The following is a 26335-nucleotide window of genomic DNA, read 5'->3' as shown; positions in this document are numbered from 1 at the left end:
ATAGTGAATTTGCTCTTGTAGGACAATAGAAAGAGAAGCAAAGTAGAAAAAAATGTCGAAATTAGAGGATTTTTAGCGTAAGATATGGAAAGATGTATTGCAGAATTATTAGGTCATATTTCATCTTTTTGGGGGGCTTGGATGTGCAGTTATTAAATGGGGTAGGGTTTGATAGATTGGAAGGCGCATTGAAGGCTGCAAATACAAGACAAAGCGTCATTGCCAACAATATCGCGAATGTGGACACTCCATATTTCAAAAGATCAGAAGTTTCTTTCGAGAGCTTGCTGCAAAGTCAGATGGATAACGGTACAATAGTACTCCGGGGGAAACAAACAGACCCCAAGCATTTTGCGATTGGACCCGTTAACAATGTTCCGGATACCTTGATAACCACAGATCAATCTACTTCGATGAATAACAATATGAACAATGTTGATATAGACTCCGAGATGTCGTCCATGGCAGAGAATCAGCTAAGATATAACGCTTATATTGAGCAGATGAACAGCCGAATTAAAATGATGCGAACAGCAGTAGAAGGGAGAGCATAAATTTGAGACTTAACAGCAGCTTCGAAATTAGTTCTTCAGCACTAACTGCTCAAAGACTCCGGATGGATGTTATTTCTTCTAACATTGCTAATGCAGAGACAACACGGGCTAAAGTGGAGAACGGGCAAGCCGTTCCTTATAGACGGAAGATGGTAGTAATGAGTCCTAACGAAACCGAGTTCGGTAAGATGTTGAATTCAGCAGTAAGCGGACAACCCTCGACCGGACAGGGTGTGAAGGTTAGCGCGATTCAAGAAGATCAGACAGCCTTCAAGCCTGTGTATAATCCAACGAGTCCTGATGCTGATAAAGATGGTTATGTATATATGCCAAATGTAGATGTATTAAAAGAAATGGTAGACATGATCTCAGCGACCCGTTCTTACGAAGCTAACGTTACAGCACTGAATGCATCCAAATCCATGGAATCTAAAGCACTACAAATAGGGAAATAGACTAAATAGAGCAGGTAAGGAGAGTGTCGTCTTATGATTCAAAGTACAGTCGCAAGTGCAATAAAGCCCCTTGAATTGGTTCAGCCCCAAGTCAAATCAACACCGGCCAGTCCTTCGGATACGATTAAAGATTTTGGGTCCTTCCTCAAAGACGCCATTGACGGCGTCGCTAACCAAGAACAGAACGCCCAAAAGATGGGTGATAAATTTCTTACCGGTCAGGTTGATATGGATCAGGTTATGGTCGCTTCTGAACAAGCTTTATTGAGTTTGCAGCTCACTTCGCAAGTCCGTAACAAGGTAATTGAAGCTTACCAGGAGATTATGCGAACGCAAATGTAATTCAATTTAGCAAAAGTTTCGGATGAGGTGACGATGTGAATGAGAGAATTGCCCAGTACAGAGATAAAATAAGCCAGTACTGGAACCACTTTACGAAAAAGCAAAAAACACTATTAATATCCACCGTATCCATCATTCTACTTGCCATCATTCTCTTAACGATGCAGTTCTCCAAGACACAATACGAAGTAGCTTTTACTAACCTAGATTCAACAGATGCTGCCGGAATTATTAACTATCTGGAGACGGGAAATATTCCATATCAATTAAGTGCGGATGGAAAAAGCATTTCGGTACCAAGTACACAGGCTGCCAGAGCGAAAGTGGATGTGGGTTCACAGGGGATTGTCAAGAATGGCTCCATAGGTTTCGCAGGAACGTTCGGTACGACGTCTTCTCCAATCGGAATGACAGATAACGAATTTAATGTGAAATATAAGACCGCACTTAACGGTGAAGTCGAACAGCTGCTTACGAATATGCAGGGTGTTAGTGGAGCGAAGGTGCTCATTAATCTGCCTGCAGAGAATGTGTTCGCAAGTCCAGATGAACAGGAGAAGGCTTCGGCTTCCGTAGTTCTGAGCTTCAAACCGGGATTTCGTCCCGATCAAGGCGCAATTGATGGTTACTATAACCTGATTAAGACTGCTGTACCCAATCTTCCAGTGGAGAATATAACAATCTCCAGCAGTGATGATAACGAGTTGCTTGCGACAGGGAAGAACGGAGGAAAGGCGGGAAGTCTGACCGGAGCTGTATCGGAGAATATGGCACTTCAGAAGAAGTTCGAGAATGATGTGCGTCAGAGTGTTCAACAATTTCTCTTAAAGCTGACAGGTCCGGATAAGGTGAATGTTCTGGTCGCTTCCAAGCTTAACTTCGATCAGGTGAGCCAGAAAGAAAATCTGGTAACCCCGGTTGATACCGAGAACATGAAAGGGATTGAGATCAGCGCCCAAAAGATTCAAAAAAGCTACACAGGGAAAGGTACTCCAGCTAGTGGGGGAGTCACGGGTACGGGTCAGACCGATGTACCTGGTTATCCGGGTTCCACTTCTTCATCGGATACAACTTCGGATGAAAGTACTTCAACTATCAACTACGAGGTTAACCGAATTAGCAAGGAAATTGTGCAAAGTCCCTATACAGTAAAAGATTTAACCATAAACGTCATGGTTGAACCACCTGCAGGAAAAAATTCTTTGGATCAGGTTACACAAGATGCAATTCAGAATGTTCTGAAGAACATTGTTGCTTCCTATTTGGCTGATTCTGGAACTACTTATACAGACGCCGACCTGGGTAAGAAAGTTTCGGTCTTCTCCCAAGCCTTCCAGACAGACAATGCTTCGCAAAGCGGTCTGAGCTTGGCTAGTCCATTGGTTTGGGGAATTGGGGCAGCACTGCTGCTGGCCGGAGCGGGTATCGGATACTTAATTTATCGGCGCCGCCGCAATCAAGATGAAGAGATCGAAGAAGATGTTCCTCTGGCCATGCCAACAGAGTTTCCATCGATTAATCTGGATTCGATTACCAATGAAAATCAAGTACGCAAACAACTGGAAACGTTGGCTAAGAAAAAACCGGATGAGTTCGTTAACCTGCTTCGGACTTGGCTGGCTGATGAATAGAGGTGAACGTAGTGTCAAAAGGACTTAATCAAGGATTGAGCGGCAGGCAAAAGGCAGCGCTCCTGCTAATCTCACTCGGACCAGAGGTTTCAGCTCAAATATTCAAGCATCTGCGCGATGACGAGATCGAACAGCTAACATTAGAAATTGCCAACGTTCGTAACGTGAATAGTTCTGAGAAAGAAATGATTCTGGCCGAGTTTCACCAAATCTGTATGGCGCAGGAATATATTTCACAGGGCGGTATCAATTACGCCAAAGAAATACTGGAGAAAGCACTGGGCACACAGAAAGCTTACGATATTATCAATCGACTGACGGCGACGCTGCAGGTGAGACCATTTGATTTTGCCCGCAAGGCTGATCCGAACCAGATTCTAAACTTTATCCAAAATGAGAACGCACAGACCATAGCCTTAGTGTTGTCCTACCTTCAATTCGAACAAGCGGCTGTGATTCTATCTTCCCTACCTCAAGAGAAGCAGGCGGAAGTTGCAAGAAGAATTGCCGTAATGGACAGCACATCACCTGAGGTTATATCTCAGGTAGAGAGAGTGCTAGAGCAGAAGCTGTCCGCAACTGTGACTCAGGACTATACAAGCGCTGGTGGTATTGAGTCGATCGTTCAAATCTTGAACGGTGTAGACCGGGGAACAGAGCGTACCATTCTCGATTCACTCGAAATTCAGGATCCGGAGCTTGCGGAAGAGATCAAGAAGCGGATGTTCGTATTCGAGGACATTGTCAATGTGGACAATCGTTCGATTCAACGTATTATCCGGGATATCGAGAATGCAGACCTTCAGCTTGCGCTTAAAGTGGCAAGCGAAGAAGTTCGAGAAGCTGTTTTCCGCAACATGTCCAAACGGATGTCCGATACCTTCAAGGAAGAAATGGAATACATGGGTCCTGTAAGGCTTCGTGATGTAGAGGAAGCTCAGACCCGAATTGTTGCAACTATCCGCAGACTGGAAGAATCCGGTGAAATTATAATTGCCCGTGGCGGAGGAGATGACATCATTGTCTAATCTGATCAAATCTACTCAATACGTTCCTGTCGAATTGTTGAAGCAACTCGACTTGTCCAAGCACTATCCTTCTAACGTGGATCATGACTCTGGAGAACAACAGCGTTATTCTTATGCTGCTGAACAAAATCGCTTGAAGAATGAAGAAGCTGAAGAGACCAGACGTCAGATGCTTAGCGATGCGAAAGATTTTGCGGAGAAGCAGGTAAGAGATGCTTCAGAGGAAGCTGAGCGAATTCTTGCTGAGGCCAGAGAGCAAATTGAGCTGTGGTGGCAGGAGCGAAGAGAGCAGGATGAACATCTGATCGAGGCTGTGAAATCGGAAGGGTTCAATCAGGGTTACGAGGAGGGCAAGGAAGAAGCCCTTCGTACACTGGAGATTGAGATTAATGAGATGATGCAAGAAGCAAGAGTTGTTCTTGAACAAGCCTATCAAGCTAAAGACCAGATTATACAGGAAGCGGAGCCGTTTCTAGTAGATTTAAGCACTTCTATAGCTGAGAAGGTAATAGAACATCAGCTTAGCCTGGAGCCTGAGTACACGCTTGATTTAATTAAACGGAACTTGGCGAGAAAGAGAGATCAAAGCATACTCACGCTTTGTGTGGCGCCTTCAGAGTTCAGCTTTGTACAGGGAGCGAGAGAAGAACTGAGCCTGGTGATTGATTCGCAGGCAGAGCTTCAGATTCTCCCGGATTCTACTGTGAAGGATCGCGGGTGTGTCATTCGTTCTTCCTTCGGCAGCATCGATGCAAGAATTGATACTCAGCTCACTGAGATTAAGAAGGAATTAATGCGGATTTCACTGCAAAGTGAAGAGCGGGGACAACAACATGAAGAAGCTTGAATCTGAACGATATCTGGAGCATTTGAGGCAACTCGATCCTGTCAGGGTCAATGGAAAGGTTACGCAAGTCATTGGCCTGATGGTGGAATCGGAGGGGCCGGATGCCAGCATAGGGGACGTTTGTTACATCTATCCAACAAAGTCATCGGTTCCTTTGCAAGCTGAGGTCGTCGGGTTCAGAGACAACAAAGTTCTGCTGATGCCTTTAGGAGAGCTTCAGTCCATTGGACCAGGCTGCGATGTTGTGGGGACCGGCAAGCCGCTTAGCGTACAGGTAGGCTCAGAGCTTCTTGGAAAAGTACTCGATGGGCTTGGTCAGCCATTGGATGGGTCCCTGCTTCCTTCCCGTATGGGGCATTACTCGACCTACAATAAGCCGATGAACCCGCTGAGCAAACCGAGGGTCAAAGACCCAATCAGCATCGGCGTTAGGGCGATAGATGGACTCTTGACCATAGGAAAGGGCCAGCGTGTTGGTATTTTTGCCGGATCGGGCGTAGGGAAGAGTACCCTGATGGGAATGATCGCAAGAAACACCTCTGCGGATGTGAACGTGATTGCCTTGATCGGAGAGCGCGGGCGCGAAGTGCTGGACTTTATCGAAAGAGATCTGGGACCGGAAGGACTGGAAAGATCCGTTGTCATTGTTGCTACATCGGACCAGCCGGCACTGATTCGGATGAAAGGTGCGCTAATTGCCACAACGATCGCAGAGTATTTCCGGGACAGAGGCATGAATGTCATGCTGATGATGGATTCTGTGACCCGGTACGCGATGGCCCTGCGCGAGGTTGGACTTGCGGTTGGCGAGCCGCCTGCGATGAGAGGGTACACCCCATCCGTATTTGCTGCACTGCCTAAGCTGCTCGAACGAGCGGGAACAGGCCCGGTAGGCTCGATTACCGCTTTTTATACGGTTCTTGTCGACGGTGACGATATGAATGAGCCGATTGCGGATGCGGTCAGAGGGATCCTGGATGGTCATATTGTCCTTAACCGGAATATTGCGAATAAGGGGCATTTTCCAGCAATTGATATTCTGGCGAGTATCAGCCGGGTTATGAAGGATATTGCTCCAGAAGATCAGATTGAAGCCGCAGATAACTTAAAACGACTGATGTCCGTATATAAAGACTCTGAGGATTTGATCAACATTGGAGCTTACCAACGAGGATCGAACCCGGAAATTGATGAGTCCATCGAGGCAATCCAGCGGATATGGAACTTTACCAAACAGAAGGTTCATGAGAAAGCAACGCTTGAGGAATCTATAGAGTATTTGATTTCAGAATTTATGGGGAGCTGACCTTAGAGAATGAGATTCAAGTATATATATCAAAAAGTGGTCGATTTGAAATCGAATGAGAAGACTCAAGCGGAATGGATGCTTTCAGCCGCAATCGGTGAACTGCAAGCGGAGCAGCGCACGCTCGAGAACCTGATTGAAGATAAAGCCAGAGCCAGTGAGGCTATGCTCTCGGAGGGTGCCTCCTCCATGCTTAGACTCCAGGAGCTCCAGCGCTATATTGAACATCTCGATCGCTGCATCAAGAGTAAGCTTAGTGACATCGAAAGTGCTGAGATGAACGTGGAGCACAAGCAATCTCAGCTAAGTACCCGAATGCTGGATGAGAAGGTCTGGTTGAAAGCGAAGGAAAAAGCAAAAGCAGGCTTTGAACAACAAATACTTCTCCGCGAACAAAATGAACTGGATGAGATGGCTACAATCCGGTTTGCCATGAAGGCCCAGAGAGCATAAGGGGCAGGCTGTTGTGAGGTAAAGGAGGATTGAAATTGGCAAAAATAATCACCGAGGAAGAGGAGAAAGAATCCGGAGGCAAAGGATTTGCACGGTTCTTGTTTATAGTTACACCTATCCTGTTCACGGTAGTGCTTGTGGGCGTACTGCTTACTCTGTTTAATGTCAACTTCAAGAATGAGTTCCTGAAGATAGGCAATAACATTCCGATTGTAAAGGATTGGCTTCCTGATCCGGCGGCTTCAACCAAACAGGCTGAAAGCTCGGAAGCGACGATCAAGAGCTTGAAGGAGCAGGTCTCTGAGCAGGATACAAATCTCAAGAAGGCGAACGAAGCCACCAAAGCTCAGGCTGACAAGGTTAAGGAGCTTCAGACCAAGCTGGATGAAGCGAACAAAGCGGTTAGTGATCAGAAATCCCAAGATGCAGTGAACCAGGAAAGTGATTACCAAAAAGAAGTGAAGAAACTGGCTAACCTGTACGGTTCCATGAACCCGGGCAAAGCTGCGGCAATCTTGGGTAACTTAACAACCGAAGAAACGGTACAGATGCTGAATGCGATGAGCAACGAGAGCAAGGCGGCTATCCTGGAGAAAATGGACCCGAAGAAAGCAGCGGATGTCTCCATCCTGCTTAAAGATGCGAAGCCTTCAGAGGATATGGCCATTGCAGCCCTGCAATCCAGACTTAACAAAGGCACTGCAACAACGCCAGCAACGACGAGCTCCTCAACCGGGCTAAGCGACAAGGAAATCGGTCAGACCTTCGCGGCTATGACTCCTGAGAATGCTGCAAAGCTGCTGTTGGAGACTAACAAGACGAGTCCGGACAAAACGCTAAAAATATTGAAATCAGTAGATGATACCTCGAGGTCAAAAATTTTATCAGCGATGAACGATGCGGACTCCGCAGCAGCGGCCAAAATTCTTAATAAAATGCTTAGCAAATAGAAACAAGATATGGACTCTATTGAAAGGAGGTGAAAAATAAACATGAGCTTAATTGTAAACTCATCAGCAGGAAATGGAACTTCAGCTATATCTGCGAACCCAGGGGGAACGAAAGCAGCACAAGCCGCTAATTCCCAAGCCGTTCAAGGAACAACGCCTGCTTTCAATCAGACTTTGGTTCAAATGCTGTTAAGCACGCTAGGTGGACAAGCTAATCCAGCTCAGGCAGGATCTACAGCCAGTCAGACGACTACATTAGCCGGAAATGCGACTGGGCTAGCAATAGATGAAACTGCAGCTGACACGACGGACCCACAAACAGCTACTGTACTGGAGGATCTAGTGCAGGGAGTGAACTCACTGGATAACGCGATCGCAGCTGACCCATCTCTCATTGCAGTGTTGCAGGGTTGGATTCAGCAGGTGCAGGCTTTTCTGAGTCAGATTCAAGGTTCTGCTGATAATGAAGCCGGACAGAATACTGAAGGTATGACACAGGAACTTCCGCTTATTGCACAGAATGCAGATACACTTAGATTTGCGGTTCAGGATGGAGTGCAGCAGCTGCTTAGCCAGTTACAAGCTCAACCATCTCAGGCTGCTAACCGCCTTCCGCAGATTGCACAGCTTCTTCAGTCTTTACAGGCCGCCATCGAGCCGACGACTGACCAAGGCAACAAGCAGGCTGGGGAAGTAACTGAGGACAACGCTGTAATTCCAGTCTCTACGGAATCCAGTATGCGATCAGGACTTCTTAAAGACCTTCTGAAATTGGCAGCCACTCCAGCATCAACTCAGACACAACATGAAGGTAACGCTAAGACAGCTCCGATTCTAATGTCCAAAACAGCCAAAGAACAGCTGACTTCAACACAAGGTGTAAAGTCGATCAGCAGTCTCTTGCAGACAGGCGATACATCAAATGAAGTTACAGATCTGGATCCTGCTCTTAAACCCGCAGATTCATCCTTGATCGTGACCGCTGGACAGCTTCAAATTAGAGATTCTGGTCTGGTTCCTGTCAAGCCTCTGCAGACAGCTGTTCCTGTAGAACAGTTCGCGAAGGAAATGAGCGGGTTCGTAGTAAGTAAGCTGGATATTGTTAAGCTTCACGGTATGACCGAAGCGACAATCACGCTTTTCCCGGAACATTTGGGACAGGTTGATGTCAAAATTACGATGCAAAATGGACATTTGATCGCACAGTTTGCTACAGAGCATGCTTTTGCAAAGGATTCGCTTGAACAGCAGATGAATCAGCTTCGTTCAGCACTTCAATCTCAGGGCATTCAGGTTGAGAGACTCGAAGTGACGCAGAATACCTCGTTGTCCTCACATATGTATCATGATGGACGCCAACCAGGTAGCGGAGCCGGCCAAGGCGAGCAAAAGAAAAATGGCAGACAGCGTGAACTCAGTGGTGAAGATGCGGTTGCCGCAGCGGACATGACTGAGGAATGGAACGACTGGATACGCGAAGTTCGCTCGAAAGAGGAGGACTACGGAAGTTCTTTTGTAGCCAAAGCTTAGTAGAGTTCAACCAACCTATTATACAAGGAAGGAGGCATAAACATGGCGGATATTACACCAACGAATGTAGCGTGGCCGAATTACTCCACTCAGAATGTGGCCAAAGCAGCATCGAAAGATAACCAGACGATGGGGAAAGATCAGTTTCTCAAAATTCTTGTCACTCAACTCGGTAATCAGGACCCGATGCAGCCGCTTGAAGATAAGGAATTTATCGCCCAGATGGCGCAGTTCACTTCTGTAGAGCAATTAATGAATATTTCGGGTCAACTCAGCACGATGAATCAGAATCTCGGTAACCTATCGGGCCTGATCGGAAAGCAGGTATCCTGGATTGACACCACAGAGACCAGCGGATTTGATTTTAATACCGGAAAGCCTGTAACCACAACTACAACAGCTAATGGAATCGTGGATTCCATCGTCATCCGCGGAGGTGTTCAATACGCCAAAGTGGGCAGCAGGGAAGTTGCAATTGATAAGATTACCCAGATTAACAATGTACAAGATACCAAGGCAGCAGCAGATGCCAATGGGGCTGGAACACCATGAATGATCCCATCTCCGTAGGCCGCTTATATCCTGGCAAAATACCACCGGCTGCAGCGCAGCGAAGTACACCTGCCCACCAAGGCGGACAGCAGGGAGCATCCTTTCAGAATATTCTGAATGACCAAATGGTGAAATTCAGTAACCACGCGGTGAAAAGACTCGAACAAAGAGGCATTCAGCTAAAGCCAGATCAGCTGAAGCAAATCGGTTCGGCTATAGACAGTGCAGCAGCCAAAGGCTCAAAGGATTCATTAATCCTAATGAAAGACATGGCGCTCATTGTGAACGTAAATAACAGAACTGTAGTCACCGCAATGGATGGCAGCAGTATCAAGAACAATGTTTTCACTCAAATTGATAGTGCCGTAGTCATTCAATAATTCGATTATTCAATCTTGGCTGGCCCGGATTCGGAAGCCAAGCATAGCTGTGGATCGACTGAAGCAGCTTACGAGGTTCAACACTTAAGGAGGAATTTATTCATGTTAAGATCCATGTATTCGGGTGTGTCAGGTATGCGCGGTTTCCAAACCAAGCTGGATGTCATTGGTAACAACATTGCTAACGTTAATACTGTAGGTTTCAAGTCTGGTCGCGTTATGTTTAAAGATATTATGAGCCAGACGGTGTCCGGGGTTACTACCCCTGTTGAAGGAACCAATGGCGGAGTTAACTCCAAACAAATCGGTTTGGGTACTTCGATTGGCTCTGTAGATACCTTGCACACAGGCGGAAGCGCAATGACAACGAACAATCCGCTTGATCTGCGTATCGACGGAGACGGGTTCTTTGCTGTCAAGCTATCCCCAGATCAAGAGTCTCCTTTCCTTACGCGCGCGGGTGACTTCCATATGGACGCAGCACGCAATCTGGTTACTTCCGATGGTATGCTCGTGTTGAGTTCCGAAGGGGCACCAATTACGCTTGATCCTGCGACTACGGCATTCACGATTTCGCAAGATGGCACGATCATTCAAAAGCTGGGGGATGGAACTACCAACTCTGATATCAAAATCGGGGTAGTGAAAGTGACGAATCCTGAAGGCCTTGAGAAAGTAGGAGGCAGCTTGTACCGCTCAACGCCAAATGCCAACTTGGATGATCTGGTATATACAACAGCGAACAATGTGACTGATGGTACAGGCGCAATGGTCTCTGGACAGCTTGAAATGTCGAATGTCGATTTGACAGGAGAATTTACGGAGATGATCGTGGCTCAGCGTGGTTTCCAAGCTAACTCACGGATTATTACAACTTCTGACGAAGTTCTGCAGGAAGTTGTGAACTTGAAACGTTAATTTTGAGATCCGGGGGAGGTAAGCCCTCCTCCGGAACTTTCACTGGAGGGTCGCCATGATTGCTGTCACGCGTTTGAACGGTTCACCGATGTGGCTTAATGCACTGCTGATCGAGACCGTTGAGGAAACCCCGGATACTTATGTAACGCTGGTTACAGGGAAACGGTTCATCGTATTGGAAAAGTCTGCCGAGATCATGATGCGGGTGAAGCAATATTACACTGAAATCGGCATTCATGCGGCAACTATTAAAGTGCAACAAACGGAGGAATTATTATGAAGAAAATGGCGCCATGGATAATCACGATTTTGCTGGCACTAATCCTGGTCGTGATGGCCGCCTACCTGGTAATGACAATGAATAACAAGAGTAGTGCGACAACGAATGCCACTCCAAAGGTAGAAGAGAAGAAGCTGAGTGCGGATGAACTCGTGAAAGTGACAAGCACCATGGAACAGGTAAAGACAAACCTGTCGGATCCGAATTATGTCGTGATTATGGATTTTGCCTTTCAACTGAACGATTCCTCATCCAAAGAGGCGTTCGATAAGATCATGAATTTTAACGCCAAATCGATTATTATCAAAACCTTGGCAGATACAAAGCCTAACGATTTAACTGGGGCTAAAGGCAAGGACCAACTGGCCAATAAGCTGAAGAACCTGATTAATCAGACACTCCCGGAAGGGAATATTGTTCAGATCGATATAACTAACTTTATCATGTCTACTATTTAGCATATCGTGAAAGAATATAGATCCTTTTAAGGGGGTGAGATAGTTGGTAGATGTACTATCGCAGAATGAGATTGATGCCCTTCTTGCGGCACTCTCTTCCGGTGAGATGGATGCTGAAGAACTTAAAAAAGAAGATACACAGAAGAAGATAAGAGCCTATGATTTCAAAAGAGCCGTCAGGTTCTCCAAAGATCATATTCGGAGTTTGACAAGGATTCATGAGAACTTTGCCAGGTACCTTACCACCTATTTCTCCGCTCAGCTTAGAACCTTTGTCCAGATCAATGTCGTACAGGTCGAGCAGCTGCCCTATGACGAGTTCATTCGTTCCATACCGAAAATGACGATTCTTAACATTTTTGAGGCAGAGCCGCTTGAAGGCAGAATGGTACTGGAGGTTCATCCTAACGTGGCATATGCCATGCTGGACAGGCTGCTTGGTGGAATTGGGACCGCTCCTTCCAAGATTGCTAACTTAACAGAGATTGAGACGATCATAATGGAGCGGATTTTCAGCAGAGCTTTTGAAAGTCTGCAGGAAGCCTGGAAGACGGTCATAGATATTTCTCCGCGAATGGAGGCTCTGGAGACTAACCCGCAGTTTATGCAGATTGTGTCACCCAACGAGACCATCGCGCTTATTTCGCTGAGTACCAAAATCGGGGATACCTCGGGAATGATTAACCTTTGTATTCCTCATGTAGTTATTGAGCCTATTATGCCAAAGCTTTCTGTTCATCACTGGTTCGTCTCCCAGAAGAAATCACGGGTACCTGAAGAAGTGGAAGCACTGAAGCATCGCGTGAACAAGGCCAAACTGCCAATCATTGCAGAACTTGGGGAGTCTCAATTGTCTATTCGCGAGTTCCTGGGACTTACGGTGGGTGACGTTATCGCACTGAACAAGCCGGTGCAGGAGGGACTTTCCATCCGGGTTGGTGAGAAATTGAAGTATATCGGCAGTCCGGGTACGATGAAAGACCGTGTCGCCATTCAAATTGATGAAATTGTCAATGAAGGAGTTGAAGGATTTGACGAGTAAAGACTATTTGTCCCAGGAAGAAATCGATGCCTTGCTGAAACAGGCTGGTCAGAGTGGATCTGAAGAGAAGACGGTTGATGATTACCTGTCCGCACTGGAACAGGACGCTTTGGGTGAGATCGGAAATATCACTTTCGGCAGTGCTGCAACCGCATTGTCCACGCTCCTCAGTATGAAAGTAGATATCACAACTCCGAAAGTCTCGATTATTACCAGAGAGCGTTTTGAAGCCGAGTTTCCTAAGCCTCATGTAGCGATTCATGTCACTTATGTGGCTGGATTTGAAGGAATCAACTCTTTGGTTATCAAGACGAGAGATGCTCAGGTCATTGCCGATCTCATGCTTGGAGGCAGCGGAAATCCTGCCGACGAGGAGCTTAACGAGATTCATGTCAGTGCCGTGCAAGAAGCGATGAATCAAATGATGGGCTCTTCAGCGACTTCCATGTCGACGATTTTCAACCGGTTTGTTAATATTTCGCCGCCGGGCATCGACATATTGAACATGGAAAGTGGAGATGGGGTAAGCAACCTTCCGTCCGATGAAACACTTATTAAAATATCATTTAGACTAACCATCGGAGATTTGATTGATTCGACGATCATGCAGCTTCTTCCGGTACAATTCGCTAAAGATATGGTTAACAGCCTTATTGGCGGCGGAGCACCAGAACCAGCGCCTGCTCAAAAGGAAAGCGCGCCGGCCGCAGAAGCAGTACCTGCTCCTGCACCTGTTCAGGAAGCGCCAGCTAGTTACCAGCCGCCTGCACAGCAGCAGCCGCCTGTACAGCAGCAACCACCTGCAGTGCAGCCGCCGGTTCAGCCGCCTTACCAGGCTCCATATCCACAAGGAATGCCGCCACAGCAGGATTACTATCCAGGACCGCATTACCCGCAGGAAAGGCCTTATGCTGAGCCTCAGCATTATGGAGGTGTACCGAACCGGAATTACAATGTGCAGCCTGTTCAATTTTCAAATCTGCAAGCTCCTTCCATGGCGCATGTGGACGAAAATAATTTGAACTTACTGATGGACATTCCCCTTAAAGTCACCGTAGAATTAGGTAGGACCCAAAAACAAATAAAGGATATCTTAGAACTCTCTCAAGGATCCATTATCGAACTAGACAAACTAGCTGGTGAACCTGTCGACATCCTGGTAAACAACAAACTTATTGCCAAAGGTGAAGTAGTCGTAATTGATGAAAATTTCGGCGTACGCGTCACAGATATCGTAAGCCAGTGGGACCGCATTCAAAAATTACAATAGAGAAGGTTAGGGAGGATTTAAATCAATGGCAAATCGAATTCTTATCGTGGACGATGCTGCATTTATGCGTATGATGATCAGAGACATTCTGACTAAAAATGGTTTTGAGGTAGTAGGTGAAGCACAAGATGGAGCCCAAGCGATTGAAAAATATAAAGAGCTTCGTCCTGATCTGATTACTATGGACATCACCATGCCTGAAATGGATGGTATTGCTGCTCTTAAAGAAATCAAGAAAATGGACGCAGGAGCAAAAGTTATTATGTGTTCTGCGATGGGCCAGCAGGCTATGGTTATTGACGCCATCCAAGCGGGTGCGAAGGACTTTATCGTTAAGCCATTCCAATCGGATCGTGTTGTTGAAGCTATCAACAAAACGCTGGGTGTGTAGGACAGGCCTATGAACCTGGCCATTTCGAATCAGACAGGGTTCGACAGCAGCAACTTCTATTCAAGCCTAATTACGGTTATTGTCGTTCTTGCTATCATAATTGTTCTGATCGTTCTATTAATCCGGTTTCTAGGAAGACGCAACCGCTTTTTCTCCAAGACCCGCTCCATAAGGACGGTGGGGGCCGTGGGACTTGGACCTAATAAATCTCTTCAGGTAATTGAGATCGGAAACACCGTTTATCTTATTGGCGTGGGCGAGGATATTTCTCTGCTTGATAAGATTTCTGATCCTGATGAGGTTGAAGTTCTGCTTAGCTCCTTTGAAGAGGAGACGCCGGAATTCGGAAACCTCACATCCGCCCTGTCCGGCTTAGTATCACGGTTCCGTAAGGAGCCTCCATCCGAGGGGGAGGAACTTGTAGAGACACCTTTCCATGAGGTGTTCGAATCCAAGCTTCGCAAACTGCCCAATCGGAAGCAGCAAATGGAAGAATTGCTGCAGGACGAACAAACTAAAGATCGGTAGAGGGTTCAATGAAGAAAAAGGTCATTATTGTCGCTTTACTTATGATGTTCTTAAGTGTCTTTTCCACTACGATAGCATCAGCAGCTGATCCTATACCTAATATCAGTGTCCAAGTCGGGAATTCAGACGGGGGCAAACCTAGCACAAGCTCTCTATCCATCTTATTGCTCATTACTATACTCAGTGTGGCTCCGGCCATACTGGTATTAATGACAAGCTTTACCCGGATCGTTATTGTTCTGGGTTTTGTGAGAAGTGCGTTAGGTACTCAGCAGATGCCGCCCAATCAGGTACTTGTAGGTCTTGCATTGTTCCTGACGCTGTTCGTCATGAGCCCAACGCTTTCTCAGATTAATGATGTAGCGCTTCAACCGTATCTGAAGGGTGAGATTACCCAGACCGCAGCTCTTGAGAAAGCGGCTGTACCGATGAAGAAGTTCATGTATTCTCATACCCGGAACAAAGATTTACAGCTGTTCATGAGTTATACCAAGACGGAGAAGCCTAAAAGCTACGAAGATATCCCGATAACAGTTCTTGTTCCGGCTTACGCGATCAGTGAGCTGAAGACTGCTTTTCAAATGGGATTCATGATATTTATACCTTTTCTAATTATAGATATGGTAGTTTCAAGTACGCTTATGGCAATGGGCATGATGATGCTCCCTCCGGTCATGATTTCCCTGCCATTTAAGATCCTGTTGTTTGTACTGGTTGACGGCTGGTATTTGGTCGTCAAGTCTCTGCTCATGAGCTTTGGCACATGACGAACGCGGCAGTCTATCGGCTTGAAGCATACTAAGTGAACAAGGGGGACGGTTATGAGTTCGGAGTTTATTATAGGATTGGCCGGACAAGCCGTTTATACCGTTTTGGAAGTCAGTGCACCTATGCTGATTTTAGGCTTGGTGGTAGGTTTGATTATCAGTATATTTCAGGCAACCACACAAATTCAGGAGCAGACGCTTGCATTTGTTCCGAAAATTGTTGCTGTTTTGTTAGCTCTACTATTATTTGGTCCTTGGATCTTAACGACTCTGGTTGACTTTACCTCTGGAATACTAAGCAACTTATCCAGTTATATCGGTTAACCAACATGAACATGGATATGTTGCTGCAGGGGTTTTCTGTTTTTTTGCTTATGTTTTGTCGAATTGCATCGTTTTTTGTGGTAGCTCCTATTTTCGCTTCGCGAACAGTACCTGGGACGTTCAAAATTGGCTTATCCGCAATGATAGCGCTAATTGTATATCTGGTTAGCGGAATTAACCAAACGGTTCCTGTGGACTTAACGTATTTTCTGTTTATTGTCCGGGAAATACTGATCGGTTTGTTGATGGGGTATGTTGCTGCTTTGATGTTTTCGGTCATCCAAATGGCAGGGGCTTTTATTGACCTGCAAATCGGGTTCAGTATTGCCAATGTAATTGATCCGATGACGGGGGCTTCTGCCCCGATGATCAGTAATTTTAAATACATGGTGGCCACACTGCTTTTCCTGAGCATTAACGGACATCATTATCTGCTTCAAGCCATCATGCGCAGCTATGATTGGATACCGCTTAACAATGATTTTTTCAGCAGAATATACAACGGCAGCTTGTCTGAATTCTTACTCAGGACATTTAGTGAATCATTCATCTTGGCTTTTCAGATGTCGGCACCGCTTGTAGTCGCGTTGTTCCTCACAGATGTAGCATTAGGCTTTCTTGCAAGAACAGCGCCGCAGTTTAACGTATTTGTTATTGGCGTACCCCTAAAGATTATTGTGGGCTTGCTGCTCCTGTTACTCTTAATGCCTAGTCTGATCTATGCATTTGAGTATTTGTTCCAGGTGATGTTCAAGTCACTTGAGAACCTGATGGCAGCCATGGGCCAAAGACCGGGTTAAGCAAGGAGGGAGTTACTTGCAGTTCAGGTATGCGCTCGACCTGCAGCTATTCGCTGACGATAAAACAGAGAAGGCAACGCCGAAGAAACGGCAGGATGCCCGCAAAAAAGGTCAGGTAGCCAAAAGCATGGATATCTCGGGAGCGATGATCCTGCTTACTTCCTTTCTATGTTTAATGGCCTTTGGAGGATTTCTTAAAACTAGAATCATCATGTTGTATACCGATGTATTCATTAACCGTTTGACCATGGACGTGACGAAAGAGAATGTAATGACGCTGCTGGGTGATTATGGGGTACAGATTCTGCTCATGCTTGCACCTGTGTTTGTGGTTGTCATTATCGTTGGCTTGGTTGCGAACTACGCCCAAATTGGCTTCATGCTTAATGGCGAAGGCCTGAAGATGAAGTTCAGCAAGCTGGATCCCATTAAAGGCTTCAAAAATATTTTCTCTATGAAATCTTTCGTAGAGTTCCTCAAATCGATACTAAAACTTACCGTAATCTGTTATCTGGTCTACACGACCATATGGGGAGCAAGAGGCGATATTGCCAAGCTTGGCCAGCTTCCTGTGGAGGATACGTTCTCTTTTGCAGTCAAATTAACGCTTCAACTAGGAATCAAGACCGCAGTAGGGTTGTTTGTTCTAGCAATCCTAGATTTTATTTATCAGAAATACGAGCATGAGAAAAGCTTGAAGATGTCCAAACAGGATATCAAGGATGAATATAAGAAAATGGAAGGCGATCCGCAGATTAAAGGGAAGATCCGGGAGAGACAGCGCCATATGGCTATGCAGCGTATGATGCAGGAAGTACCCAAAGCGGACGTTATTATTACGAACCCGACTCACTTCGCGGTAGCGTTGAAGTATGACGGTACTCAGATGGAGGCGCCTCAAGTTGTTGCTAAAGGACAGGATTTTGTCGCACTCCGCATCAGGGAGATCGCGAAGGATAATGGGGTTACTATTATGGAAAACAAGCCGCTGGCACGCGCATTGTTCGCACGATCTGAGATCGGGGACAGTATTCCCGCAGATTTGTTCCAAGCCGTTGCTGAAGTATTGGCCTATGTATATAAGCTTAAAGGGAAAGTCAAATAATCCGGGATGGGAGGCAGGGAGCGCATGAAAATAAAAGATATATCGGTACTGCTAGGTATTATCGGTATCGTACTTATGATGATCCTCCCGATCCCGACCTGGCTGCTGGACATTCTCTTGGTCATCAACATTTCACTGGCTATGATGATACTTCTTGTAGCCATGAATACCAAAGAGGCTTTGCAGTTCTCGATCTTCCCGGCCATGCTGCTGATTACCACCTTGTTCCGCTTGGCGCTTAACGTTTCGACAACCAAGTTGATTCTCGGACAGGCTGAGGCGGGCCACGTGGTTGCCACTTTCGGCAGTTGGGTATCTCAAGGCCAGCCCGTAGTTGGCTTTATCGTGTTCCTGATCCTCGTTGTCGTTCAGTTCATTGTAATTACGAAGGGTTCTGAACGTGTCGCTGAGGTAGGAGCACGCTTCACCTTGGACGCGATGCCAGGTAAGCAGATGAGTATTGACGCCGATTTGAATGCGGGTCTTATCAATGAACAGCAGGCGAGAGAACGCCGCCGCAAAATCGAACGTGAAGCTGACTTTTACGGGGCTATGGACGGGGCGAGTAAGTTCGTAAAGGGAGATGCCATTGCAGGCATCATCATTCTCGTCATTAACCTGATCGGCGGCTTCATTATTGGAGTTGCGATGCACGGCATGACTTTTATGGATGCACTCTCAACCTATTCACTGCTTACCATAGGGGATGGTCTTGTCAGTCAAATCCCGGCTCTGCTTATTTCCACTTCAGCGGGTCTTATCGTAACCCGTGCTTCTTCAGAAGGGAACTTGGCAGACGATATTACCGGACAGCTCTTTATATATCCGAAATTAATCTACATTGTTGCAGGTACTATTACCGCACTTGGAATATTCACACCAATTGGAATCTTCTCCACTCTGCCTCTTGCAGGCCTTCTGGCTTATGCCGCGTGGCGGATGCAGAACAACATGAACCAGCGCCAGGTTGCTCAAGAACAGCAGGAGGAGGAACAACAGATCGAAGAGGTGCGCAGTCCAGAAAGTGTAATCAACCTTCTTCAGGTAGATCCTATTGAATTCGAATTCGGATATGGCCTTATACCCCTTGCGGACACGCAGCAGGGCGGGGATTTGCTTGACCGGATTATTATGATTCGCAGACAATGTGCACTGGAAATGGGTCTCGTAGTACCCGTTATTCGGATCCGGGACAATATACAGCTTAGACCGAACGAATATGTGATTAAGATAAAAGGGAACACCGTGGGCGGCGGCGAGCTGCTGCTTAACCATTACCTGGCGATGAGCCCAGGGTATGATGATGATACCATCACCGGGATAGAGACACAGGAGCCGGCATTTGGACTGCCCGCTCTCTGGATCGATGAACCTACCAAAGAACGTGCCGAGTTATCCGGCTATACTGTCGTTGACCCGCCTTCGGTAGTCGCGACCCACTTAACCGAAATGATCAAGAGACACGCTCATGAGCTGCTTGGTCGTCAGGAGACGAAGACTCTTATCGACAATCTTAAGGATAATTATCCTATTCTTGTGGATGATCTTATCCCATCCGTTCTCTCTGTGGGAGATGTTCAGAAGGTTCTGGCGAAGCTGCTTCGCGAGAAGATCTCTATTCGTGATATGGTGACGATATTTGAGACTCTAGCAGACTATGGTACCTACACGAAGGATCCTGATGTGCTCACAGAATACGTAAGGCAGGCACTCTCCAGACAGATCACACAGCAGTTCACCCAGAATGGGGAGACCATGCGGGTGATCACGGTAGGACCAACCCTTGAGAAGAAGATTGCTGAAAGTGTTCAGCAGTCGGATCAAGGCAGTTACCTGGCCCTGGATCCAGTGTCTACTCAGACGATATACCAGAAGCTGACTGAGCAGATTAATAGACTGATTCAGTCAGGTCAGCAGCCGATTGTTCTTACATCTCCAACGATTCGAATGTATTTGCGCCAGGTGATTGAGCGGACGATGCAGGACATACCTGTTCTGTCCTATAGCGAACTGGAGCCGAATGTTGAAATTCAAAGTGTCGGAGTGGTGAATCTATGAGAGTAAAGAGATATATCGTTGAGACAATGCCCGATGCAATGCAGAAGATTAGAAGCGAGCTTGGCAAGGATGCTGTAATTCTTAGTACCAAGGAGATGAAGATAGGCGGGTTCCTTGGCATGTTTCAAAAGAAAAGGATCGAGGTTATTGCAGCTACTGAATCGGGTGAAGCAGCCCAGCAGCCAGAAAGCAAGCCACGGCAAGCCGCTTATCCGGCTCCTGTAGCAAGGGCGAGCGTGCCGGCTGCGTACCGGAAATCCGCACAGATTCTAGCGGATGAGCGGCAAGAACAGCAGCCCCATGGCTCCTCACCTGCCCGGACGGCAGGTTCCGTTCCAGGAATGACACAGGCCGACAGACAGGAAGCTGCCGCCTCAGCAGAGCTGCTGGATAATAAGCAGAACGAATCGCCTGAGCCTGAGGCTGTGTTGGAGACGAAGAGTGTACCTCAGCCGGCCAAAGAGTCCACGGCAGTAGGATACAAGGATGATCGACTGTTTGATGAAATACAGCAGATGAAAGCAATGATGAGTAAGCTGGCTTCTCGCGATCATGGAGAACCGGAGTTGCCGGAATCCTTGATCAACATTCAGCATCGTCTTGCTGAGCAGGGGGTCTCTTCTGAACTCATAGAAGAGTGGATCTCCAATGCATTTTTACAGTGGACAGATGAAAGTCCCATCGATGAAGAAAATGCGCACCGATTAGTTCGGGAGCAGATTCTAGCTTTTCTAGATGGAAGAATTGGCAACGGCATTTCAGACAGCAGCCGAATCGTGTACATTGCGGGACCAACTGGGGTGGGCAAGACGACCACGATTGCAAAGCTTGCTGCGGATCAAATTTTTCGCAAACAAAAGAAAGTTGGATTTATTACAGCAGATACCTACCGGATCTCCGCGATCGAGCAGCTTAGGACCTATGCTTCGATTTTGAATGTGCCCATCGAGGTCGTTCAATCCCCAGGAGATGTACATCGCGCAGTTCAGCGTTTTCAGCACTGCGATCTTATCTTCATGGATACAGCGGGGCGCAATTACTTAAATGAGCTGTTCGTAGCTGAGCTGCACAGCTTGCTGAATCGGGATGAACAAAGTGAGACCTATTTGGTGCTAAGCCTGACTTCCAAGAGCCGGGATATGAAGAAAATCACAGATAACTTCAGCCGTTATGGATTAGATAAAGTTATATTTACTAAGTTGGATGAAACGGATACCTGCGGTCCTTTGTTTAACCTGATTCGCGAGTATCCGCTAGAGCTTACCTATCTGACCAATGGGCAGAATGTTCCGGATGATCTACTTGCCGCAACACCTGACTTATTGATTCAAGAGCTCTTGGGAGAGCGATGACAATGAATGATCAGGCCGAATCACTGAGACAATTAGTATCGTCCATGGAGCAGCAGGAACAACAGAAGACCCCAAGGAGTGCGCGTATTATTACAGTCAGCAGTGGAAAAGGGGGAGTTGGCAAGTCCAATTTCACATTGAACTTCTGCCTAGCTTTAAAGGCTCTTAACAAGAAGGTTCTACTATTTGACGCAGACATCGGAATGGCGAATATTGATGTGTTGATGGGGGTAAGGCCGAAATATAATCTCTACCATTTGTTAAAGGGCGAGAAGAACATCCGGGAGATTATGGAGCATGGCATTGATTCTCTTCCGTTTATTCCGGGAGGATCGGGCTTGGCAGATCTGTTCACATTATCAGATTCAGATCTGAACTATTTTACCGAACAGATTGAAGAGATTTCGGATGAAATGGATTACATTGTCTTCGATACAGGTGCGGGATTGTCAAAGGAAACGCTTAAGTTTATTACCGCAGCCGATGAATGTCTGGTAGTTACTACCCCAGAACCCACTTCAATTACCGATGCCTATGCATTGATTAAAGTGGTGGGCGGAATGGAGGATGTTGTTCCATTTCAATTAATGATTAACCGGGTTGAGAATGAGAGAGAAGCTCGGCAGGTCGCGGATAAAATCTCGCTGGTCGCCCGTAAGTTTCTGGATATTGAGATACCGATGCTCGGATATATGAGTGATGATAACCATGTAGTACAAGCCGTAAAAAAACAAGTTCCTTTTTCTGTAGCATACCCTAACTGTAACGCCTCACGTGATATACAAAGGCTAGCTGCCAATTATATTGCGAACGGCTCCACGCAAGATGCAGGTACCTTGACGGGAATCAAAGGATTTTTACACAAATGGCTAAAACGGACAAAATGATTCTTCATGATGGGAACAGGAGGAACTAGACATGAGGCCTTATCGCATTTTAGTAGTTGACGATTCGGCGTTTATGCGAAAGATTATCTCGGATTTGATAGAGCAGGATCCTCTCCTCAAAGTAGAGGGGACAGCCCAAAACGGGAAAGAGGCAATTAAGCGCATTGCGGAAATACAGCCGGATCTTGTCACCATGGATGTGGAAATGCCGGAAATGAATGGGCTTGAGGCCCTTCGGAAGGTCATGGAAGACAAGCCGCTGCCGGTTATTATGCTGTCAGGCATAAATGAAGAAGGTATGCGGGAGACCATCATGGCACTTGAGCTGGGTGCGTTCGATTTCATTCGCAAGCCTTCCATGACGACAAGCTCACAAGGTGTTGATGATGTCGGGAAGGTGCTTCGGGAACAGATTATTACCGCCATGCAGGCTCAAGAACGAAGAGAAGCCAGAATAGCGGCGGATTTATCCTTTTTGTCGAAGCAAACGACGACCCAGGAGCCCTCAAAGTTACCGGCATCAGCAACCGGCAAGTCTATCCTTAAGAATGAAAGCGCCCTAGAGAGGCCGGTTAAAGACAATCGGGTACAGGCCAAGGCTTCACCGCTGGGTAAATCCCAAGATAAGCCGCAGCGGGTAACCAAGCCGGGAGGCTTGCCGGATCTTGCCCAAAGGCATCCGGTTAATGACAATACCGGGTCATCCGGCACCTCACCAGCTTCCAAGCCTGCTGCAACGCCGAAGGTCGTGCCGCCTAAAGAATTACAGGATCGGGTACCACCATTTAGCAGGCCACCAGCTGTAGGCGATGGGGCAAACGTTAGAGGGAATACGGACTCCCATAACGGCAAGACGGCGGAGCGGGAAGCCGCCGCAAGAGTAGAGAGCAGACCCGCTCACCCTGGTTCCAGCGGTTATACCGATATCGTAGCTATCGGATGTTCAACTGGAGGACCCAAGGCACTAAAAACACTGCTGGAAATGATGCCAGCGGACTTCCCGGCACCGATCGTGATTGTTCAGCATATGCCGCCCAATTTCACACATTCACTGGCACAGCGGCTGAACAGCCTTAGCCCGCTTCATGTAGTAGAGGCTGAGGAAGGGATGGAGCTCCAAAAAGGGTGGGCCTATATTGCACCCGGCGGTTTTCACATCACGGTTAAGCCGTCAAGTGGGAGCGGTTACCGGATAGCTCTGAACAAAGAGGAGTTACGCAATGGTCACAGACCTTCTGCTGATGTCTTGTACGAGTCACTCCAGCCACTGGAGTCCCTCAAGCGGCATGTTGTTCTGCTGACGGGTATGGGAAGCGATGGGGCGAGAGTCATGAAGCGGCTGTATGATGCGGGAGTGACTTCTACCTTTGCAGAAAGTGAAGAAACCTGTGTGGTGTATGGAATGCCGCGATCCGCGGTGGAATTGAAATGTGTAAGCCATGTATTGCCGCTTTATGAAATAGCTCCAAAGCTTGTACAAGTAGTGAAATAACGGGAAGTTATCCTTGAGGAGGTGTCTCACCATGGACATGAATCAATATTTATCCATGTTTATTGATGAGTCAAATGATCATCTGCAATCGCTAAATGAGAAAATGATGGAACTGGAAGAGAATCCGGAGGATATATCAATCGTCCAGGTGATCTTTAGATCTGCCCATACCCTGAAAGGGATGGCTGCAACCATGGGGTTCGAGGATCTTGCATCCCTTACACACCAAATGGAGAATGTGCTTGACCTCGTGCGTAATAACAAGCTGAAGATGCAGGATTTCATCTTTGACACCTTGTTCAAAGGCTTGGACGCGCTGCAATCCATGGTTCAGGATATTACTCAGGGCGGGGAAGGCAAAGAGGACGTGACCTCGATTGTCGCTAACCTTCAAGCCATAGTTAGAGGGGAGAACCCTTTGGCCTCCTCTGCACCCGCTGCTGCGTCAGCTAAGACAAGCGGAGAAGACAATTCGCTTCAGCTGGATGAGTTCCAGTATTCCGTATTGGAGCAGTCGATAGCAGAAGGCCACCATGTTCTCTATATTGAGGTAGGTATCCGTGAGGATTGCCAGCTGAAAGCGGTAAGAGCTTATATGGTCTTTGACCTTCTTGAACGATTTGGTGAAGTGGTGAAATCGCATCCAACCGTACAGGATATCGAACAAGAGAAGTTTGATCGTAGTTTCTCGCTCTATTACATAACACAAAAAGATGCATCTGAGCTGGAAAGTATGATTATGAATGTCTCCGAAATTGGTAGTGCCAAGGTGATTGCACTTGATGCGGAATCTCTTCGGCAAATGTCCCAAAGCGGTGCTTCACAAGCTGCAGCCGCTGTAGAGACGCCATCCGCTCCGGCTGAGGCAGCTCCGGCACAAGCTTCAGCACCTGCACCCGCCGCACCAGCTGCACCAGCTGCCAAAACAGCACCTGCCGGAGATGCTCCGGCCCGTAAAGCCGCAGCTCCTTCAAGAACGATTCGGGTAGATATTGACCGACTCGATGTTCTTATGAACCTGTTCAGCGAACTGCTGATTGACCGGGTTAGATTAGAGCAGCTTGCAGGTGAAATTAAGAGAACGGAACTGACCGAGACGGTAGAGCATATGAGCCGGGTCAGTACGGATTTGCAGAATATTGTCCTTAAACTGCGGATGGTTCCTGTCGATACGGTATTCAACCGTTTCCCACGTATGGTAAGAGACTTGGCCAAGTCCCTCAACAAGAAGATCGATCTTATCGTTCTGGGTGCGGAGACGGAACTGGATCGTACGGTAATCGATGAGATCGGCGACCCGCTGGTTCACCTTTTGCGCAATGCCGTTGACCATGGTGTTGAGACAATTGCGGACCGCGCTGCTGCTGGCAAATCAGAGACCGGTACTGTTCAGCTCCGCGCTTTCCACAGTGGTAACCATGTATTCATTGAAATCGAAGATGACGGGTACGGGGTTAACCGGGAGAAGGTTGCTGCCAAAGCTGTAAAGAATGGGGTTGTCACAGCTGAGGAGGCTAAGTCACTTACCGATGATGAAGTGGCTCAGCTGCTATTCGCTCCAGGCTTCAGTACAGCAGAGGTCATTTCAGACATTTCGGGCCGCGGCGTAGGCTTGGATGTAGTTAAGACCAAAATTGAGTCGCTTGGCGGTACGGTTCTCATTACTTCCAAGTTTGGGCAGGGCACAAAGTTCTCGGTACAGCTGCCGCTTACCCTCTCGATTATTTCAGCGATGCTGATTAAGCTTGGCAGTGAGAAATATGCGATTCCGTTATCCTCAATTGTGGAGACTGGAATTATCAAGCGTGATCAGATTCGTTCTCTGCATGGATACACTATGGTTCCTTACCGTGACGCTCACATCCCGCTGCTGTCACTTGCGAACATATTCGATGTGCCTGACTTTGACGAGGCTGCCGAAGAAGAGACCGAAATTGTCGTGATCCGCAAGGGTGATCGCCTGGCTGCGTTAACTGTAGAGGAATTTATCGGCCAGAACGAAATCGTAATCAAGAACCTTGGGAAGTATCTTCCCTCCATTCCTGGTGTTGCGGGTGCAACGATACTGGGTGATGGACAGGTTGCTCTTATCATAGATCCTAATACGTTCATTAAGTAATAGGCAGTAAAGCTCGAATTACAGCGGACAACCATTAAGGAGGAGTTACAATGGGACAAGACATCAAGGTTATTGTTTTCAAGCTGGGGGAAGAAGAGTACGGAATTGAAGTAGATAAAGTGCAGACCATCGAACGGATTTTGCCGATTACACGGGTTCCTAAGACCTTTGCTTTCGTAAAAGGGGTTATTAATCTGCGTGGTGTAGTCATTCCGGTTATCGATCTGCGTGGACGCTTTGGACTTCCAGAAGCCGAATTTACGGAGCAAAGCCGGATTATCATCGTGGCAGCTGAGGAGCTGGAAGTAGGTTTCATTGTGGATTCCGCTAACGATGTTATCGATCTGAATACGGATATTATTGACTCTCCGCCGGAAGTGGTTGGGGGAATTAAAGCGAAGTACCTGGATGGGGTTGCACGCATCTCTGAAGAGAGACTGCTGATTATGCTCAACCTTTCTGAAGTGCTGAACAAGAACGAAATTATTCAATTGGAAAGTTTAGAGGGCTAAGCCG

At 47.0% G+C, this 26335-nt stretch carries 29 protein-coding genes; all 29 read left to right on the top strand.

Features of this window, described 5'->3' with window-relative positions; all coding sequences use genetic code 11:
• Window positions 1-143: 143 nt before the first annotated feature.
• The 29 genes from flgB (at window position 144) to ACEN86_RS13480 (ending at window position 26331) form a co-directional block, all read left to right on the top strand.
• The gene (flgB, locus tag ACEN86_RS13620) at window positions 144-554 is read left to right on the top strand and encodes a flagellar basal body rod protein FlgB (protein ID WP_495631159.1); all 411 of its coding nucleotides are present in this window, start codon (window positions 144-146) and stop codon (window positions 552-554) included.
• 2 nt (window positions 555-556) lie between these two features.
• On the top strand, window positions 557-1009 hold the full coding sequence (gene flgC, locus ACEN86_RS13615; RefSeq protein WP_495631158.1) for a flagellar basal body rod protein FlgC: 453 nt from the start codon (window positions 557-559) through the stop codon (window positions 1007-1009).
• A 33-nt stretch (window positions 1010-1042) separates the two neighbouring features.
• Window positions 1043-1351, top strand: a complete 309-nt coding sequence (gene fliE / locus ACEN86_RS13610) for a flagellar hook-basal body complex protein FliE (protein ID WP_495631157.1) — start codon at window positions 1043-1045, stop codon at window positions 1349-1351.
• Between the two features lie 35 nt (window positions 1352-1386).
• Window positions 1387-2982 carry a flagellar basal-body MS-ring/collar protein FliF gene (fliF, locus tag ACEN86_RS13605; protein WP_495631156.1) on the top strand — a complete coding sequence of 532 codons (1596 nt, stop codon included), beginning with the start codon at window positions 1387-1389 and terminating at the stop codon, window positions 2980-2982.
• 11 nt (window positions 2983-2993) lie between these two features.
• A complete protein-coding gene (gene fliG / locus ACEN86_RS13600; protein ID WP_495631155.1) occupies window positions 2994-4010 on the top strand; it encodes a flagellar motor switch protein FliG in 1017 nt (338 codons plus the stop codon).
• On the top strand, window positions 4003-4857 hold the full coding sequence (locus ACEN86_RS13595; protein ID WP_495631154.1) for a FliH/SctL family protein: 855 nt from the start codon (window positions 4003-4005) through the stop codon (window positions 4855-4857). Before fliG ends, ACEN86_RS13595 begins: the two co-directional genes overlap by 8 nt.
• On the top strand, window positions 4844-6163 hold the full coding sequence (gene fliI, locus ACEN86_RS13590; protein ID WP_495631153.1) for a flagellar protein export ATPase FliI: 1320 nt from the start codon (window positions 4844-4846) through the stop codon (window positions 6161-6163). The genes ACEN86_RS13595 and fliI overlap by 14 nt, the downstream gene beginning before the upstream one ends.
• A gap of 9 nt (window positions 6164-6172) precedes the next feature.
• Window positions 6173-6616 carry a flagellar export protein FliJ gene (gene fliJ, locus ACEN86_RS13585; RefSeq protein ID WP_495631152.1) on the top strand — a complete coding sequence of 148 codons (444 nt, stop codon included), beginning with the start codon at window positions 6173-6175 and terminating at the stop codon, window positions 6614-6616.
• A 35-nt stretch (window positions 6617-6651) separates the two neighbouring features.
• Window positions 6652-7566, top strand: coding sequence for a MotE family protein (locus tag ACEN86_RS13580; RefSeq protein ID WP_495631151.1), 915 nt, complete (start codon window positions 6652-6654; stop codon window positions 7564-7566).
• A gap of 42 nt (window positions 7567-7608) precedes the next feature.
• Complete coding sequence (locus tag ACEN86_RS13575) at window positions 7609-9096, top strand: flagellar hook-length control protein FliK (protein WP_495631150.1); 1488 nt, start codon at window positions 7609-7611, stop codon at window positions 9094-9096.
• Between the two features lie 42 nt (window positions 9097-9138).
• On the top strand, window positions 9139-9648 hold the full coding sequence (locus tag ACEN86_RS13570) for a flagellar hook capping FlgD N-terminal domain-containing protein (protein ID WP_495631149.1): 510 nt from the start codon (window positions 9139-9141) through the stop codon (window positions 9646-9648).
• A complete protein-coding gene (locus ACEN86_RS13565) occupies window positions 9645-10028 on the top strand; it encodes a TIGR02530 family flagellar biosynthesis protein (protein ID WP_495631148.1) in 384 nt (127 codons plus the stop codon). Before ACEN86_RS13570 ends, ACEN86_RS13565 begins: the two co-directional genes overlap by 4 nt.
• Before the next feature lie 102 nt (window positions 10029-10130).
• The gene (gene flgG / locus ACEN86_RS13560; RefSeq protein WP_495631147.1) at window positions 10131-10946 is read left to right on the top strand and encodes a flagellar basal body rod protein FlgG; all 816 of its coding nucleotides are present in this window, start codon (window positions 10131-10133) and stop codon (window positions 10944-10946) included.
• Window positions 10947-11001: 55 nt separating this feature from the next.
• Window positions 11002-11226, top strand: a complete 225-nt coding sequence (locus ACEN86_RS13555; protein WP_127199665.1) for a flagellar FlbD family protein — start codon at window positions 11002-11004, stop codon at window positions 11224-11226.
• On the top strand, window positions 11223-11684 hold the full coding sequence (locus ACEN86_RS13550) for a flagellar basal body-associated FliL family protein (RefSeq protein WP_495631146.1): 462 nt from the start codon (window positions 11223-11225) through the stop codon (window positions 11682-11684). The genes ACEN86_RS13555 and ACEN86_RS13550 overlap by 4 nt, the downstream gene beginning before the upstream one ends.
• A 43-nt stretch (window positions 11685-11727) precedes the next feature.
• The gene (fliM, locus tag ACEN86_RS13545) at window positions 11728-12726 is read left to right on the top strand and encodes a flagellar motor switch protein FliM (protein WP_495631145.1); all 999 of its coding nucleotides are present in this window, start codon (window positions 11728-11730) and stop codon (window positions 12724-12726) included.
• A complete protein-coding gene (gene fliY / locus ACEN86_RS13540; protein WP_495631144.1) occupies window positions 12716-13996 on the top strand; it encodes a flagellar motor switch phosphatase FliY in 1281 nt (426 codons plus the stop codon). Before fliM ends, fliY begins: the two co-directional genes overlap by 11 nt.
• A 25-nt stretch (window positions 13997-14021) precedes the next feature.
• Window positions 14022-14387 (top strand): response regulator, encoded by a 366-nt coding sequence (locus ACEN86_RS13535; RefSeq protein ID WP_068619324.1) that lies wholly within the window; start codon window positions 14022-14024, stop codon window positions 14385-14387.
• Between the two features lie 9 nt (window positions 14388-14396).
• Window positions 14397-14915 carry a flagellar biosynthetic protein FliO gene (locus tag ACEN86_RS13530; RefSeq protein ID WP_495631143.1) on the top strand — a complete coding sequence of 173 codons (519 nt, stop codon included), beginning with the start codon at window positions 14397-14399 and terminating at the stop codon, window positions 14913-14915.
• A gap of 8 nt (window positions 14916-14923) precedes the next feature.
• Window positions 14924-15682: a flagellar type III secretion system pore protein FliP gene (gene fliP, locus ACEN86_RS13525; protein ID WP_495631142.1), complete on the top strand. Its 759-nt coding sequence runs from the start codon at window positions 14924-14926 to the stop codon at window positions 15680-15682.
• Between the two features lie 54 nt (window positions 15683-15736).
• The gene (fliQ, locus tag ACEN86_RS13520) at window positions 15737-16006 is read left to right on the top strand and encodes a flagellar biosynthesis protein FliQ (RefSeq protein WP_127199671.1); all 270 of its coding nucleotides are present in this window, start codon (window positions 15737-15739) and stop codon (window positions 16004-16006) included.
• Between the two features lie 11 nt (window positions 16007-16017).
• Window positions 16018-16806 carry a flagellar biosynthetic protein FliR gene (gene fliR / locus ACEN86_RS13515; protein WP_495634305.1) on the top strand — a complete coding sequence of 263 codons (789 nt, stop codon included), beginning with the start codon at window positions 16018-16020 and terminating at the stop codon, window positions 16804-16806.
• 16 nt (window positions 16807-16822) lie between these two features.
• Complete coding sequence (gene flhB, locus ACEN86_RS13510) at window positions 16823-17911, top strand: flagellar biosynthesis protein FlhB (protein WP_495631141.1); 1089 nt, start codon at window positions 16823-16825, stop codon at window positions 17909-17911.
• Between the two features lie 24 nt (window positions 17912-17935).
• The gene (flhA, locus tag ACEN86_RS13505; protein WP_495631140.1) at window positions 17936-19969 is read left to right on the top strand and encodes a flagellar biosynthesis protein FlhA; all 2034 of its coding nucleotides are present in this window, start codon (window positions 17936-17938) and stop codon (window positions 19967-19969) included.
• Complete coding sequence (gene flhF, locus ACEN86_RS13500; RefSeq protein ID WP_495631139.1) at window positions 19966-21321, top strand: flagellar biosynthesis GTPase FlhF; 1356 nt, start codon at window positions 19966-19968, stop codon at window positions 21319-21321. Before flhA ends, flhF begins: the two co-directional genes overlap by 4 nt.
• Window positions 21322-21323: 2 nt before the next feature.
• Window positions 21324-22208 (top strand): MinD/ParA family protein, encoded by an 885-nt coding sequence (locus tag ACEN86_RS13495; protein ID WP_495631138.1) that lies wholly within the window; start codon window positions 21324-21326, stop codon window positions 22206-22208.
• A 31-nt stretch (window positions 22209-22239) separates the two neighbouring features.
• Window positions 22240-23700, top strand: a complete 1461-nt coding sequence (locus ACEN86_RS13490) for a protein-glutamate methylesterase/protein-glutamine glutaminase (protein WP_495631137.1) — start codon at window positions 22240-22242, stop codon at window positions 23698-23700.
• Window positions 23701-23731: 31 nt separating this feature from the next.
• Complete coding sequence (locus tag ACEN86_RS13485) at window positions 23732-25819, top strand: chemotaxis protein CheW (protein ID WP_495631136.1); 2088 nt, start codon at window positions 23732-23734, stop codon at window positions 25817-25819.
• Window positions 25820-25869: 50 nt separating this feature from the next.
• Window positions 25870-26331, top strand: coding sequence for a chemotaxis protein CheW (locus ACEN86_RS13480; RefSeq protein WP_495631135.1), 462 nt, complete (start codon window positions 25870-25872; stop codon window positions 26329-26331).
• Window positions 26332-26335 lie beyond the last annotated feature (4 nt).

This window comes from Paenibacillus sp. Paensp111, assembly GCF_059492195.1.
This window is presented reverse-complemented; position numbering and strand designations above follow the sequence as displayed.